The organism is Thiogranum sp. (assembly GCF_058323355.1).
On sequence record NZ_JBTTIO010000002.1, the window covers coordinates 37,243 to 51,613 of the forward strand.

Genomic DNA, 14,371 nt, shown 5'->3' on the forward strand with positions numbered 1-14,371 from the left:
GGTATTAACTATGAGTTTCTTTATCAGTGATGCGCTGGCCGCCGCGCCAGCCCAGCAGCCCGACCCGGTTATGCAGTTTTTGCCGTTGTTGCTGATCTTCGTGGTGTTCTACTTCCTGCTGATTCGCCCCCAGACCAAGCGTGCCAAGGAGCACAAGGCCATGGTCGCGGCGCTGGCCAAGGGAGATGAGGTAGTCACCAATGGCGGCTTGCTCGGGCGCATCACCCAGGTGGACGAAAATTTTGTCACCCTGAAGATTGCGGATAATGTCGAGGTCAAGGTGCAACGCCAGGCCGTCGCTACCCTGATGCCCAAGGGCACTGCCAGGGCATCCTGATACCAACGATAAAACAAGGTTTGTTCCCGTCATGAATCAATACCCGGCCTGGAAATATCTGCTGATTGTCGTCGTGATGATCATTGGCTTCCTGTACGCCCTGCCAAATCTTTATGAAGCCGATCCCGCGGTACAGGTATCTGCCACCCGGGGTGAACTTGCCGACACGGTCAGGGGCCAGATCGAGGTCCGGTTATCGGAGAAGAAAATTCCGGTCAAGTCGATCGAGGTCGACAAGCGCCGGTTGCTGGCGCGTTTTAACAACACCGAAGACCAGCTGGCGGCAGCCGACCAGATCAAGGATGTGCTGGGTGTGGATTATGCCGTGGCCCTGAACCTTGCCCCGTCGACACCGGCCTGGCTCCAGGCAATCAATGCACAGCCCATGTATCTTGGTCTTGACCTGCGCGGTGGTGTGCATTTCCTGATGGAAGTGGATATGGATGCCGCACTGCAAAAGGCGCTGGAACGCTATGCCTCTGACCTGCGGACAATATTGCGCAAGGACAAGATACGTTACCTCAGCATTCGCCCGAACAGCGACAAACTGCGCGTCAGCTTCCGCAGTGCAGAAGATCGTGAGAAAGGCAGCGAACTGATCCACGAGGAGTATCGTGATCTTGAACTGAAACAAGTCGATGAAGGCAAAACATTTACACTTGAGGTTACGCTCAGCGAGAACGAGATGCGTGAAACCCGCAAGCTCGCGCTGCAACAGAACATCACAACGCTGCGTAATCGTGTCAACGAACTGGGTGTGGCAGAGCCGGTCATTCAGCAGCAGGGTGACCGACGGGTCGTGGTCCAGTTGCCGGGCGTGCAGGATACCGTGGCAGCCAAGCGTATTATCGGTGCGACGGCAACGCTGGAGTATCGTGCCGTCGATACCGAGCACGATGTCGACGATGCGGTGAACGGCAAGGTTCCGGCCGGCTCAAAATTGTACAGGGACCGGAACGGGCGTTACTACCTGCTGAAGAACCGTATCATCGTGACCGGCGACCAGATTATCAATGCGCGCTCCGGTTTCGACAGCCAGGGCGGCCAGCCCCAGGTGACTGTGACGCTGGACGGTAAAGGCGCCCGCAAGATGCTGGACTTTACCAGGGAAAATGTCGGTAAACCCATGGCGGTCGTGTTCATCGAGAACAAGTCGACGACACGCATGGTTGATGGCAAGCCCGTGGTGGTCAACCGCAAGGTTGAGGAGATCATCAGTGTTGCCACGATACGTGGTGTATTCAGCAAGCGGTTCCAGACTACCGGGCTGGATAGCCCGCAGGAAGCGCATGAGCTGGCACTGTTGCTGCGTTCCGGTGCGCTGGCCGCACCCATCCGGATTATCGAGGAGCGCACCATCGGCCCGAGCCTGGGCGCCGACAATATTGAACAGGGTTTCAAATCAGTCGTCATCGGTTTCATCCTGGTACTGGTATTCATGGCGGTGTACTACAAGGCATTCGGCCTGGTGGCTGACCTGGCGCTGGCGATGAACCTGGTGCTGATTATTGCCATTCTGTCGATGTTGCAGGCCACACTGACCATGCCGGGTATCGCAGGTATTGTGTTGACAGTGGGTATGGCGGTGGATGCCAACGTGCTTATTTTCGAGCGTATTCGCGAGGAACTGCGCAACGGTAATACGCCACAGGCGAGTATCCACGCCGGTTATGCGAAAGCGCTGTCAACGATTGCCGATGCCAATGTAACCACATTGATTGCGGCCGTTGTATTGTTCAGTTTCGGGAGTGGCCCGGTGAAGGGCTTTGCGGTGACCTTGTCCATCGGCATCCTGACATCCATGTTTACCGCGATCATGGGTACGCGCGCGGTGATTAACCTGGCTTACGGTGGCCGTCGCCTGAAACGACTGTCTATCTGATTTTCCATAAGGAACAGAATTATGCGAATTCTCGGTAAAGCGACGCATATCGATTTTATGGGTAAGCGCAAGCTCGCCATGGTGTTTTCGACGCTGTTGATTCTGATATCGGTGGGTTCGTTGGTTATACGCGGGCTGAACTTCGGCATCGATTTCACCGGCGGTACGATTATCGAGGTCGCCTACCCGGAGACTGCGAATCTTGGCGAACTGCGCCAGGTGCTGGCCGATGCCGGTTACCCCGACGCACAGGTACAGCATTTTGGTACCTCGCGGGATGTCCTGATCCGCATCGCACCCCAGCAAGGGCGTGACCGCGCTGAACTGAGTGACGAGGTACTGTCAGCCCTGCAGGCGGCGGATGCGGCCGTGGAGAAACGCCGCGTGGAGTTTGTCGGGCCACAGGTTGGCGAGGAACTGACGGAGCAGGGTGGTCTGGCCATGCTCTACGCACTGATCGGCATCCTGATTTATGTCACCCTGCGTTTTGAATACCGGTTCTCACTTGGCGCCGTGGCGGCTTTGGTGCACGACGTCATTATCACCCTGGGGGTGTTCTCGCTGATCCAGGTGGAATTCGATCTGACCGTGCTGGCAGCCCTGTTGGCAGTCATAGGTTATTCGCTGAATGATACGATCGTCGTGTTTGACCGTATACGTGAGAATTTCCGTCGCATGCGCAAGGGGACGCCGGTGACAGTCATGAACACATCGATCAACCAGACGCTGTCACGAACCTTGATGACATCGATTACCACCCTGCTGGTGTTACTGGCGCTGTTTTTCCTTGGTGGTGAAATCATTCACGCCTTTGCGCTGGCACTGATTGTCGGCGTGTTTATCGGAACCTATTCATCCATCTTTGTTGCCGGTTCGACGGCACTGGCGCTGGGTGTCAGCAAGGCCGACCTGATGCCGGTACCAAAGGAGGGTGCGGGTGAGGTGGATGACCGGCCCTGAGGGCTGTTCTGCCGGGCAGCCTGCTAGCGTGCCTTGCGCACTTCGTCAAACGGGTCGCTTTCGTCACTGCCCGGCATGATCTTGCTGCACACGGTGCTGGTGCGGCGTGCGCATTTGTCATCGTCTGCACCGCGAATGGTGATGGCGGCCCACACTGACGCGACCCCCCACATGGCTATACCCAGCAGTATGGTGTTCAGGCTTGGTCCCATCAGGTTGGTGGGTCCACCGACCAGGCCGTAGACGATGCTGGTAATACTGGCCAGCCAGAAGACACCGATGGGTGCTGCACAACAGCCGGCGCAACCGAACCGGCAGGCGGCAAACGGGGGGATCAACAGAGTGAGCACAGCGCGTTTCATACGTTCGTTCCGATACAGCCAAAATCGGCAATTATGTGTATATCACACATTCGGACGAAGGGTAAAGCAGTGTTTCCGGCTTCCCGGGCAGCCTGTTAAGGAAGGCCTGATCAATGCGTCATCCCGGCGCAGGCCGGGATGACGATTTCGAATGAATCAGGGCTTCCCTAATTGTCATTGTCGTTGTTCCGGAAGGGGATAACGCTGGCTTTCTGCGGGTCCGGTTTTGTTCTCATGGCCAGATTTCGGGCGCGTTCCTGCGCCGCCAGGGGAGTTGCCAGGGCAGATGTCGAGCTATCCTGATTCGATGATGCTTCCATGCTGCTCAACAGTTTCCGCCCAATTAGCTTTAATGCCTTGTCGCTGAACTTCATCATGCGGGGAGAGGGTATCCTGTTGTACAGTTTTGTTGTATTTTTCGGCAGGCAACAGCACGTCTGCCGCTGAAAAATGTAGCGGCGAAAATGACGGGTTCTTGAGTTGTCCGCGCAGCGGAATGTTTGCGTTTTGTGACCGGTTCAGCTTTTCAGTGCATCGGTCAGATGAGGGCGTATTGCCCTCAACATGGCCGGAAACAGTTTGGGCGCGGCGGCAACAATGTTGCCGCTTTCCAGGTGTGAATGTCCGCCACTCAGGTCACCTACCAGCCCGCCAGCCTCGCGTACCAGCAGGATGCCGGCCGCGATATCCCACGGGTTCAGCCCGATTTCCCAGAAGCCATCGAAGCGTCCGGCCGCGACATAGGCCAGGTCCAGTGCTGCAGAGCCCGGGCGGCGAATGCCGGCGGCATCGGTGATCATGGCGCGGAACATGTCGAGGTAGGCATCGAGGTGTTGCATGTCCTTGTAGGGAAAGCCGGTGCCGAGCAGGGCGCCCTGCAGGCCTTTCTGGTTACTGACGCGGATACGCCGGTTATCAACAAAGGCGCCACCACCCCGGCTTGCCGTGAACAGCTCCTGGCGCATCGGGTCGTAAATAACGGCCTGTTCGAGCTTCCCTTTGTGCTGAAGCGCGATGGACACGGCAAACTGGGGGAAGCTGTGTAAAAAGTTGGTCGTGCCGTCGAGCGGGTCGATGATCCACTGGTATTCGTCCTTGCCCAGGTGCTGGCCGCTTTCTTCCGCCAGTATGCCGTGGTCGGGGAAGGACTTGCGGATGACGGCAATGATCTCGTCTTCTGCCTGCCGGTCCACTTCGGAGACGTAGTCGTTGCGATCCTTGCTGGTTACGGTCAGCCGGTCCAGGTGGTTCAGGTGCTTGACGATAATATCGCCGGCGTTGCGTGCGGCGGTTACCGCGATATTGAGCATGGGGTGCATAGGAAATTACCGGCTTTCTGGCGTCAAACGGCAGGCGATTGTACCGGGTTGTTGGCGGACTGTGAATCGCTGCGGCGGCCTATTTGTGCCGGCGCCGGTATTCCTCGCGCAGACGGTGCCGTTCCTGCGGGGAAAGCTGCTCATATTCGTGGCGCTTCTGTTTTATCCTGCGGCGTTTTTCCGGGGGCAGCTGCTGGTAACGCCGGGCGCCTTCGCGCATACGATGCTGGCGGTCGCTATCATACTCATTCCAGTGTCCCCGGTAGTCCTGTAACGCCTTCTGTTCCTCTTTGCTCAACGATTGCCAGGGGATATGCCCGTTTGCCGCGAGGTAGAGACGTTCAGGGTTAATGGCGGCGTGTGCCGTGCTACCGAGCAGCAACGCGCCGAGGGTTGTTGCGAGTAATATCTTTCGTCTGTTGATCATGGCCGGGGTCAGGTGCTGGAGTCGCTGTTTTCCTTATGGTCGGTCAGCCACAGGTAGAAGTCCAGGTCCTCATAGAGTACCGGGGTGGCCTCCATTGGTGTTTGCGCCATGCGGGTAGCCGGCGCGCTGTCCCCCCGGTCCTGTAGTGCTGGTTTCACCAGTACCACGGTCACCAGCGCCAGTGCTGCGGCAATGGCGACAGGCAGTATGCGCTGGCGGAGTGCGCGCGGTTCCAGTGCGCGGTGGCGGGCCTGGTCCAGCTGCTCAACAGGCATGTCGACGGGCAGTCTGCCCGGTTGCAGCCAGCCTGCCAGGTCGTATCGCTTCTGGCAGGATGCGCAGTTGCCAAGATGGTTCTCGATATCGGTCTTCAGTTGTGGCCTGTCGTCCAGCAGGCCTGCACGCAGGCTGTCGAGTTGTTCGCTGTCCGGGTGCGTTTCATGCATGTTCATGTTCCCATACCTCTGCAAGTGACTTGCGCATGGCGCGCAGGGCGCGGAAGTGATGTTGCTTGATACTGTTCTCCGAGACGCCCAGTGTCTCGGCGGTTTCGCGTATGCTGAGTCCCAGTTGTTCGCGCAGCAGGAAAACCTGCCGCTGGCGTTCCGCCAGTCTACCCAGCGCGGACTCGATGTGCCGCTTCAGTTCGCCATCGCTGGTGGAGGCTTCCGGCTGGCTGAATCCCTGTTCGTGCGCTGGCTGGGGCAGGTCATTTTCCAGCATGCCGGTATCTGCGTTGTCGCGTGAAAGCCCGGGCACGGTGAGTGATAGCAGTTTGCGCGTGGTACTGCCCAGCAGGCGTTTGCGGCGCTGGTCGTTGATCTTGCTGTTGAGTACCGTGCGGAACAGGGCGGGCCATTCCTTTTGCGGTTTTTTCCGGTAGTACTCGACAAAACGCAGCATGCTTTCCTGGACCACATCGAGCGCAGCCTCGCGCTCCCACAATGCGCCATAGGCGACCTGGTAGGCCTTGTTCTGCACCCCGTCGAGAAACGCGTTCAGCGATGTCTGGACAGACACGAATTTATACGCAGGAACGCCTGCCTCCAGTGGATTCAAGGATGGATTCTCCAGTGTCTGGTCAGCATACAGGATTGCTGTCTGCTCAGTAATGGAGGGTGCTGGCGTAGCTTGTGTGGTGACGTCGAACATGTCTTTCACTGTGTCCGCGGGAATGCCGGTCGTTGCGACCACGATATTTCCTGTGCTCGTTACGGCGCCCATCGTAGCCGTGGCGGTTATCGTGGTCACGGTAGCTTCGCCGGTGAGCCTCGTAGTTCCTGTACACGTGTTTTTCCACATAGGTATCGACATGCACGGGTGGGCGGTAGTGCCGTGGGTAGGGCCGGTAACTGTCGTGATAGGCATAGCTGACATACGGCGCGGCGTAACCGCTTGAAAAGAAAAGACTGAAACTGCTGTCAGCCTGGCTGGCACCGCTCAGGGTCAGGCCGGACAGGCCCATGAGCAGTACAGGAATCGCGTGGGTTATCGGGTTCATGGTGTCGTCCTCCAGGGGTTCCTGATAGACGACTAACGGGGTGCCAGCGGTAAGGTTAACAGCGGGCTATGCTTTCGAGCCGATGGCCTCGCCCATGCGCAGCGGCGCTTCGGCGACCAGCATGTTCTGCCAGTGCACGGCATGTTCCCCGAACAGCAGGATGACTGTGGATCCCATATTGAAACGGCCCATTTCACTGCCGCGTTGCAGGGAAATGTCGCTATCGGTGAAGTCGCTGATTTCAACCTGGCGGCGGTGCGGCGGTGTCACCAGTCCGGCCCACACCGTTTCGATGGCGGCCACGTTGATGGCGCCAACCAGCACCATGGCCATGGGGCCGGCGCAGGTGTCGAAAATGGCCACCAGCCGTTCATTACGCGCAAACAGCCGTGGTACCACGCGAGTGGTGTGCGGGGCGACGCTGAACAGGCGGCCGGGTACGTAGATCGTTTTGCGCAGTTTGCCGGTCAGCGGCATATGTACACGATGGTAGTCACGGGGTGACAGGTAGACGGTAATAAAACTGCCGTTATGGAACAGCCGGGCTGCATCGGCATCGCCACCGAGCAATTCGATGACACGGAAGCCGTGGCCCTTGGCCTGGAATATTGTGTCGTGGTCGATACCGCCGAGCTGGCTGATATGCCCGTCTGCCGGGCTGACCACGGTACACTCGTCACCTTCGACAGGACGCGTGCCGGGTGCCAGCTCGCGGGTGAAGAAGGCATTGAAATGCTCGAAATCATCCACCTGCCGGTGCAGTGATTCCTCCCGGTTTATGTCATAGCGTTCAGCAAACCAGCGGATAAAGGCATTTTTGAACCAGCGCACTCTGATCCGCGTCAGGCGCAGGGTCAGCCGGGAAATGGCGTGATGGGGCAACAGGTAAAGGGGAAGTGATTTGAGATAGTCCTGCCAGCAGGCAGTGCGTGTGGATGTCATGTCTATCAGGGTGCCTTGACGGGAACCTGTATTGGCTGGCGTGAGCCATTGGCGAACAGCAGATCCAGCTCGACCCGGTCACCGGCAACCAGGCGTTGTTCAGGTGCAGGCATCATCAGGTGCAGGCCGCCGGGTTCAAAACAGACCTGTTTCCCTGCCGGGATTACCACCCTGTCCTGGTGCTGCATGCGTGCCATGCCATCGACCATTTGCGTGCGGTGCATCATGATATGTTCGAAGCCCGGACTTTCCACGCCGAGCAATGTCATCGCTGTGTCAGTTTTGTTGTACAGGCACAGGTAGCCGGCCAGCATGGGGGCACCGGGTGGTGCTTCACGGATCCAGGCGTTACTGATTTCAGGGTTGTCTGCCGCCTGGGCCAGGCCTGCCCACAGCGCCGCGCAGAGAACCGGTATCCACCACTTTCTCACGCAACCCCCTCTCCTGCCCGTGACAGCATTCAGTCGGTGTGTCACTGGCTTGCCTCGTACCAGCGGCGAATAGCCACAAAATCTGCAACCATCTTTTCAGGGTCGTGCGGCACATTAAACAGTGCCTGGTAATGGCCTTCAGGATTGAACAGGATGATTGCCGCGCTGTGGTCGACCCGATAATCCTTGTCGTTGTCGCCCGGGGAACGCCCGTAAAGAATCCCCAACTGGCGTGTGACGCGCATGAGTTCCGGGTCTTTACCCGTCACACCGACAAAAGCCGGGTGAAAGTAGGAAACATAGCTGGCCAGTGTCTCCGGTGTATCCCGTTCCGGGTCCACGCTGACGAACAATACCCGTGGCAGCGGCGTTTCACCGGCGGCTTCCAGCAGGGTTTCGACCCGCTTCAGCATACCCAGCGCATTGGGGCAGACATCCGGGCAATGGGTATAGCCAAAAAAGGCGAAACTCCACTGGCCACGCAGTGAATCCTGTGTAAACGGTGCGTTATGATGGTCGACCAGTGTGAAAGGCGCCAGTTCACGGGCCGCAGGTAACAGGGTGGCGCCGGCCAGTTGCGGGATCGGGGGCTGCTGACAGGCTACCAGCAACAACAGGGTAGCCAGTACCGGTATAATGCGCCTCGCGACGCGGGTCGTGACATTTATAGTTAACATGGGGCGTATTATTCCATTGGCGCGGCCCCGGCGACAGGAATTATTTTTCATGGCCGATCAGGCAGAGTTACAAACCATTCGGGATCTGGTGCGATGGGGCGCGAGCCGTTTTCGTGAAAGCGGGCTGGTATTCGGTCATGGCACCGACAATGCCTTTGACGAGGCGCTGGTGCTGGTCAGTCATGCGCTGCACCTGCCGGTCGGGTTTCCCGACCATTACCTTGGCGCCTGTGTGACCGCAGCCGAGCGCGGCACGGTGCTGGAATTGCTGGATAAACGCGTGCGGACACGCAAACCGGCCGCCTACCTGACGGGTGAAGCCTGGTTTGCCGGCATGCCCTTTTATGTCGATGAGCGGGTGCTGGTGCCGCGCTCGCCGATGGCGGAATGGATCGAGCGGGGTTTTACCCCCTGGCTGGAGCCGGAACACGTCGAGCGGGTGCTGGATATGTGTACCGGCAGCGGTTGTATCGGCATTGCCTGCGCCGCGCATTTTGATAATGCCGATGTTGATATGGTGGATATTTCCCCGGAGGCACTGGCGGTGGCCAGGCAGAATGTCGAGCGCCACGAGCTGGAGGACTGGGTGACCGTTGTTGAGTCCGACCTGTTCGAGGCGCTGGAACCGGTGCGTTACCAGTTGATTATCAGCAATCCACCCTACGTGTCCGACGAAGAGATGCAGACACTGCCGGAGGAATATCAACACGAGCCGGAACTCGGCCTGCGTGCCGAGCATGCCGGACTGGCCATCGTGGTGCGTCTGCTGGCGCAGGCGGCTGACTGGCTGGCCGACGACGGGATACTGGTGGTTGAGGTCGGCAACAGCCAGGATATGCTGGTGGAATGTTTCCCCGATGTGCCCTTCATCTGGCTCGATTTTGAGCGCGGTGGTCACGGTGTGTTCCTGCTCGATGCCAGCCAGGTGCGCGAAAATCAGGGAATATTTCGAAGTGTTTTGTGTAGTTAGGAATGGAGGTTAATCCATGTTGGGAAGACCAAAAACCGCTGAAGAGTACGTTGATCTGGTTGATCAGGCATTGTTTGAAATAGAGGATCTGCGCGCGGCTGCCGAGTACGATATGGATTCACTGGGTGCGGCCACCGAGTTTCTCGAAGAACTGGAGCGCGATGTGCGCGCGCTGCGGGCGTCCATGGCGGATGGCAGTTACCAGTTTGGCAAGGAGGATCTGCGCTTCGTCAAGGTGGTGTCGAACCAGGATGAGCGTATCCTGCCATTCAAGCAGTTGCTGCTGAAAATCAACGAAACGCACCGCCAGGGGCTGGAAGTGGATTGAGGGCAGGGTGTGACTTCGGCCTTGACCCAGGTCAAGGTGACTCACAGGCTTGCAGCCTACACTGACAGGTAATCTTGTGGAGAAACACATGCAGCAGACGGTCGATTTCGACGCCGACCTGATTCGGCGCTACGCGGGCAGTGGCCCGCGTTATACGTCCTACCCGACGGCCATGGAATTTGGTCCGCAGGTGGGCGCGGCCGACCACGACCGCTGGGTGCGCGCCAGTAATGAAAGCGGTCGGCCGTTGTCGCTGTATGTGCATATCCCGTTCTGTGCCCACGTCTGCTACTACTGTGCCTGTAACAAAATCGTCACCGCGGATCGCAGCCGTGCCCGCCACTACCTGGATTACCTGTACCGGGAGATTCGCCTGCAGGCCTCGCGGGTCGATCCGCAGCGACGTGTCGAGCAATTGCACTTCGGTGGTGGTACGCCGACTTTCCTCAACGAGCAGGAACTTGGTGAACTGATGGGCGTGCTGCGTGAGAACTTCCAGCTCACGGAGGATGACAGCGGCGAATATTCCATCGAAATCGATCCGCGCGAACTGCGCAAGGACACCCTGGCGACGCTGCGGGAGCTGGGTTTCAACCGCCTCAGCCTGGGTGTGCAGGACATCAATCCTGACGTACAGAAAGCGGTACACCGGATACAGCCGCTGGACGAGACGCTGGCCGTGCTCGACGAGGCGCGCCGGCTGGGTTTCCGTTCCACCAACATGGATTTGATGTACGGGCTGCCGTTACAGACCGTGGACAGTTTTTCCGCCACCCTGGATGCGGTGATTGCCGCACGCCCGGAACGCCTGTCGGTGTTCAACTATGCGCACCTGCCGGAGCGTTTCAAACCGCAGCGGCGTATCAACACCGAAGACCTGCCGGATGCCGACGAGAAGCTGGCCATTCTGGCGCTGACCATCGAGCGACTGACATCTGCCGGTTACCAGTACATCGGTATGGATCACTTCGCCCTGCGTGACGACGAACTGGCACAGGCGCAACGCACAGGCAGCCTGCACCGCAATTTTCAGGGTTATTCAACACACGCCGAATCGGATCTTATCGCCATGGGCGTCAGTGCCATCAGCTCCATGCCGGGTGGTTATACCCAGAATCACACCCATGTAGAGGATTACTACCGTGATCTCGATGCAGCACGCCTGCCGGTTGCGCGCGGTGTGGCCATTGACGATGATGATCGTTTACGCGCGGAAGTGATCCAGCGGCTGATCTGCCACGGCAGACTGGACATGCGGCGGGTGGAAAGCGAGTTCGGGATCGATTTCGATGACTACTTCCGTCCCGAGCTTGCACAGTTGCAGTCGATGCAGGAAGACGGTTTGCTGGAAATCGATACACGCCACATCAATGTCAACGAGCGCGGCCGCCTGTTGATCCGCAATATCTGCAAGGTGTTCGACCGCTACCGGGCCGATCAGGAAGGGCGTTTCTCGAAGTTGATCTGAAGTTGATCCAGGTAGTTTCCGATCAGCCCGTCATACCGGCGCAGGCCGGTATCCATCCTGGTTGAAACCACTGGGTTCTGGCATACGCCAGAATGACGGGCGAATGTCAGAGCCTTCCTGGCAAAAGAAGTGCGTCAGTCCTTGTGGCGGTAGATCAGGCCGGGTTCCACCAGCACTTCATTTTCGCTCAGGCGGTCGAGCGGGAATTCATCGTCTTCATACTGCGCAATGCGGTCGAACACATAGGGCTCGTCCTGTAATTCAATCGATTCGAAAATCGGTTTGCCTAGATAGGCGCCAATGGCGTTTCCCCGGTGGCTCACTGTATTCCCCTTGTCTGATCGGAATGGTTGAACATTACGGGAAGAATAACGGCGTAACGCCCTGTGCCTTTAACCCTGCCGGTTCTGCGCCTTCCGGCACGCGATTCCCCTGCGCCTAAAGTTCTGTACAATAAGCTCCCATGTCGGGGAACAGCATCGGAAAACTCTTTACCGTCACCAGTTTTGGTGAAAGTCACGGGCCGGCCATCGGCTGTATCGTGGACGGTTGTCCGCCCGGCATGGAACTGTCGGAAGCCGATCTTCAAACCGACCTGGATCGCCGCAAACCCGGCACCTCACGTCACACCACCCAGCGCCGCGAGGCCGACGAGGTGCAGATTCTGTCGGGTGTGTTCGAGGGCAAAACCACCGGCGCGCCGATTGGCCTGATCATCCACAATACCGACCAGCGTTCCAAAGACTATTCAAACATCATGGACCGCTTCCGCCCCGGCCATGCGGACTATACCTACCAGCAGAAATTCGGCATCCGCGACTACCGGGGTGGTGGCCGCTCGTCTGCGCGCGAGACCGCCATGCGGGTCGCGGCGGGCGCAGTGGCAAAGAAATATCTGCGCGAGTCCTGCGGTATTGAAATCCGCGGCTATCTCGCCCAGCTTGGCCCTGTTACGCTGGAACTGAAAGACTGGGATGCCGTTGGCCGGAATCCCTTCTTCAGTCCCGACCCGGAGCGGGTGCAGGAACTCGAAACCTACATGGATGCACTGCGCAAGGCCGGCGATTCGGTCGGTGCGCGCGTGAATGTGGTGGCCAGCGGTATGATCCCGGGCCTGGGCGAGCCGGTATTCGACCGGCTGGACGCGGACATTGCGCACGCCATGGTCAGTATCAACGCGGTCAAGGGTGTTGAAATCGGCGCAGGTTTTGCGAGTGTGGCGCAGAAGGGTACTGAACACCGCGACGAGATGACCCCGCAAGGCTTCCTCAGCAATCATGCCGGCGGCGTGCTGGGCGGTATTTCATCGGGTCAGGATATCCTCGTGAGTATTGCCCTGAAGCCGACCTCCAGCCTGCGACTGCCCGGGCGTTCGGTGGATGTGCACGGCAACCCGGTTGAAGTGATTACCACCGGCCGCCACGATCCCTGTGTCGGTATCCGCGCCACGCCGATTGCTGAAGCCATGCTGGCAATTGTGTTGATGGACCACCTGCTGCGCCATCGCGCACAGAATGCAGACGTGCAGTCTGCAACCCCTGTCATTCCTGCTGCCCCCGAGTGATGTTGGTGGCTGTCCGGGTTGCCTGACGCCATGTACTGGCGACTTTCCGGGTTCTACTTTTTCTATTTCGCCTCGCTTGGCGCGTTGATCCCGTACTGGGGCCTGTACCTCAAGTCGCAGGGTTACAGTGCCGTGCAGATCGGTGAACTGGTTGCCATCATTATGGCAACCAAGATTATCGCACCCAATATCTGGGGCTGGATTGCCGACCATACCGGTCAGCGCATGATGATTATTCGCGTGGCAAGCCTGCTGGCAGCGCTGGCTTTTTCCGCCGTGTTTTTTGTGCAGGGCTACGGCTGGCTGGCGCTGGTGATGACAGTGTTCAGTTTTTTCTGGAACGCGGCATTGCCCCAGTTCGAAGCCACCACGCTCAACCATCTCGGCAAGGAAACACACCGCTACAGCAGCATCCGCCTGTGGGGCTCGATCGGTTTTATCGTTGCGGTGGCCGGGCTGGGTTTCCTGTTCGACGTTACCGGCACCGGGCTGTTACCTTCGGTGCTGGTCGTGTTGTTTGCCGCGATCTGGTTCAGCAGCCTTGCCGTACCGGAACGTGCGACGGGCCACCAGGCAATGGACCACGAACCGATCCTGAATGTATTGAGACGGCCCGCGGTAATTTCGCTATTGCTGGTGTGTTTCCTGATCCAGGCCAGTCACGGGCCTTATTACACTTTCTACAGCCTGTATCTCGCTGACCACGGTTACAGTGAGTCGGCCATCGGCCAGTTGTGGGCGCTGGGTGTGATCGCCGAAATCGGTGTATTCCTGCGCATGCACTTGTGGCTGCCGCGTTTCGGGGCGCGCCGCCTGTTGCTGGCGGCAACGGTGCTGACCGCGGTTCGCTGGTTACTGCTGGCACTGTTTGTTGAACAGGCGCTGGTGATGGTTTTTGCCCAGACACTGCATGCCGCCAGTTTCGGCGTGTATCATGCGGTGGCGATACATCTGGTGCACCGCCTGTTTGTCGGTCGTCACCAGGGACGCGGCCAGGCCCTCTACAGCAGTCTGAGTTTCGGCGCCGGTGGCGCCATCGGCAGTCTGCTGGCCGGTTATATGTGGGAAGGCGTCGGTGCGCAGTGGATGTACGTCGGCGCTGCACTGACTGCGCTGCTCGCCGGTTTCGTGGTCTGGCGGGGTATTCATGAGTCGGGAAAGCAGGAGCGTTTCTGATTACTCTGTCATGCTGGCGCAGGCCGG

At 58.6% G+C, this 14,371-nt stretch carries 19 protein-coding genes; 8 read left to right on the top strand and 11 right to left on the bottom strand.

All coding sequences use genetic code 11. The features are described 5' to 3' along the window. Positions 1 to 10: 10 nt before the first annotated feature. From yajC to secF, 3 genes are read left to right on the top strand one after another with little or no spacing between them, the layout of a single operon-like run. Positions 11 to 337 carry a preprotein translocase subunit YajC gene (gene yajC, locus ACW81B_RS00365; protein WP_491578204.1) on the top strand — a complete coding sequence of 109 codons (327 nt, stop codon included), beginning with the start codon at positions 11 to 13 and terminating at the stop codon, positions 335 to 337. 31 nt (positions 338 to 368) lie between these two features. Continuing rightward, entirely contained in the window at positions 369 to 2,219 is a 1,851-nt protein-coding gene (gene secD, locus ACW81B_RS00370; RefSeq protein ID WP_491578205.1) for a protein translocase subunit SecD, read from the top strand. A gap of 21 nt (positions 2,220 to 2,240) precedes the next feature. Beyond that, entirely contained in the window at positions 2,241 to 3,179 is a 939-nt protein-coding gene (secF, locus tag ACW81B_RS00375) for a protein translocase subunit SecF (protein ID WP_491578206.1), read from the top strand. 23 nt (positions 3,180 to 3,202) lie between these two features. Here secF and ACW81B_RS00380 read toward each other — a convergent pair whose 3' ends face one another. The 10 genes from ACW81B_RS00380 to ACW81B_RS00425 all read right to left on the bottom strand — a co-directional run bounded on the left by ACW81B_RS00380 (position 3,203) and on the right by ACW81B_RS00425 (position 8,838). Beyond that, positions 3,203 to 3,541, bottom strand: coding sequence for a hypothetical protein (locus tag ACW81B_RS00380; protein WP_491578207.1), 339 nt, complete (start codon positions 3,539 to 3,541; stop codon positions 3,203 to 3,205). Between the two features lie 167 nt (positions 3,542 to 3,708). Then, a complete protein-coding gene (locus tag ACW81B_RS00385; protein WP_491578208.1) occupies positions 3,709 to 3,918 on the bottom strand; it encodes a hypothetical protein in 210 nt (69 codons plus the stop codon). Between the two features lie 141 nt (positions 3,919 to 4,059). Further along, entirely contained in the window at positions 4,060 to 4,860 is an 801-nt protein-coding gene (gene suhB / locus ACW81B_RS00390) for an inositol-1-monophosphatase (RefSeq protein ID WP_491578209.1), read from the bottom strand. A 79-nt stretch (positions 4,861 to 4,939) separates the two neighbouring features. Continuing rightward, positions 4,940 to 5,287: a DUF3106 domain-containing protein gene (locus tag ACW81B_RS00395; protein WP_491578210.1), complete on the bottom strand. Its 348-nt coding sequence runs from the start codon at positions 5,285 to 5,287 to the stop codon at positions 4,940 to 4,942. A gap of 8 nt (positions 5,288 to 5,295) precedes the next feature. Next, complete coding sequence (locus ACW81B_RS00400) at positions 5,296 to 5,739, bottom strand: hypothetical protein (RefSeq protein WP_491578211.1); 444 nt, start codon at positions 5,737 to 5,739, stop codon at positions 5,296 to 5,298. Further along, a complete protein-coding gene (locus ACW81B_RS00405) occupies positions 5,726 to 6,481 on the bottom strand; it encodes a sigma-70 family RNA polymerase sigma factor (RefSeq protein ID WP_491578212.1) in 756 nt (251 codons plus the stop codon). The genes ACW81B_RS00400 and ACW81B_RS00405 overlap by 14 nt, the downstream gene beginning before the upstream one ends. Then, the gene (locus ACW81B_RS00410) at positions 6,393 to 6,788 is read right to left on the bottom strand and encodes a hypothetical protein (RefSeq protein ID WP_491578213.1); all 396 of its coding nucleotides are present in this window, start codon (positions 6,786 to 6,788) and stop codon (positions 6,393 to 6,395) included. The genes ACW81B_RS00405 and ACW81B_RS00410 overlap by 89 nt, the downstream gene beginning before the upstream one ends. 66 nt (positions 6,789 to 6,854) lie before the next feature. After that, positions 6,855 to 7,730, bottom strand: a complete 876-nt coding sequence (gene asd, locus ACW81B_RS00415; RefSeq protein WP_491578214.1) for an archaetidylserine decarboxylase — start codon at positions 7,728 to 7,730, stop codon at positions 6,855 to 6,857. A 5-nt stretch (positions 7,731 to 7,735) separates the two neighbouring features. Further along, entirely contained in the window at positions 7,736 to 8,161 is a 426-nt protein-coding gene (locus ACW81B_RS00420; RefSeq protein WP_491578215.1) for a copper chaperone PCu(A)C, read from the bottom strand. Between the two features lie 41 nt (positions 8,162 to 8,202). Next, positions 8,203 to 8,838, bottom strand: a complete 636-nt coding sequence (locus tag ACW81B_RS00425) for an SCO family protein (protein WP_491578216.1) — start codon at positions 8,836 to 8,838, stop codon at positions 8,203 to 8,205. A 49-nt stretch (positions 8,839 to 8,887) separates the two neighbouring features. On the opposite strand from ACW81B_RS00425, the gene prmB reads away from it, so the two are divergent. The 3 genes from prmB (at position 8,888) to hemN (ending at position 11,604) form a co-directional block, all read left to right on the top strand. Further along, the gene (prmB, locus tag ACW81B_RS00430) at positions 8,888 to 9,808 is read left to right on the top strand and encodes a 50S ribosomal protein L3 N(5)-glutamine methyltransferase (RefSeq protein ID WP_491578217.1); all 921 of its coding nucleotides are present in this window, start codon (positions 8,888 to 8,890) and stop codon (positions 9,806 to 9,808) included. 16 nt (positions 9,809 to 9,824) lie between these two features. Then, positions 9,825 to 10,136, top strand: a complete 312-nt coding sequence (locus ACW81B_RS00435; RefSeq protein WP_491578218.1) for a hypothetical protein — start codon at positions 9,825 to 9,827, stop codon at positions 10,134 to 10,136. Between the two features lie 88 nt (positions 10,137 to 10,224). After that, positions 10,225 to 11,604: an oxygen-independent coproporphyrinogen III oxidase gene (gene hemN / locus ACW81B_RS00440; protein ID WP_491578219.1), complete on the top strand. Its 1,380-nt coding sequence runs from the start codon at positions 10,225 to 10,227 to the stop codon at positions 11,602 to 11,604. 134 nt (positions 11,605 to 11,738) lie between these two features. Here the strand turns inward: hemN and ACW81B_RS00445 are convergent, their stop codons facing one another. Beyond that, complete coding sequence (locus ACW81B_RS00445) at positions 11,739 to 11,927, bottom strand: hypothetical protein (protein ID WP_491578220.1); 189 nt, start codon at positions 11,925 to 11,927, stop codon at positions 11,739 to 11,741. 140 nt (positions 11,928 to 12,067) lie between these two features. Between ACW81B_RS00445 and aroC the strand changes: the two genes are divergently transcribed. Beyond that, positions 12,068 to 13,168, top strand: a complete 1,101-nt coding sequence (aroC, locus tag ACW81B_RS00450) for a chorismate synthase (protein WP_491578221.1) — start codon at positions 12,068 to 12,070, stop codon at positions 13,166 to 13,168. A gap of 30 nt (positions 13,169 to 13,198) precedes the next feature. Further along, positions 13,199 to 14,344, top strand: a complete 1,146-nt coding sequence (locus ACW81B_RS00455) for an MFS transporter (RefSeq protein ID WP_491578222.1) — start codon at positions 13,199 to 13,201, stop codon at positions 14,342 to 14,344. The last annotated feature ends 27 nt before the right edge of the window (positions 14,345 to 14,371 follow it).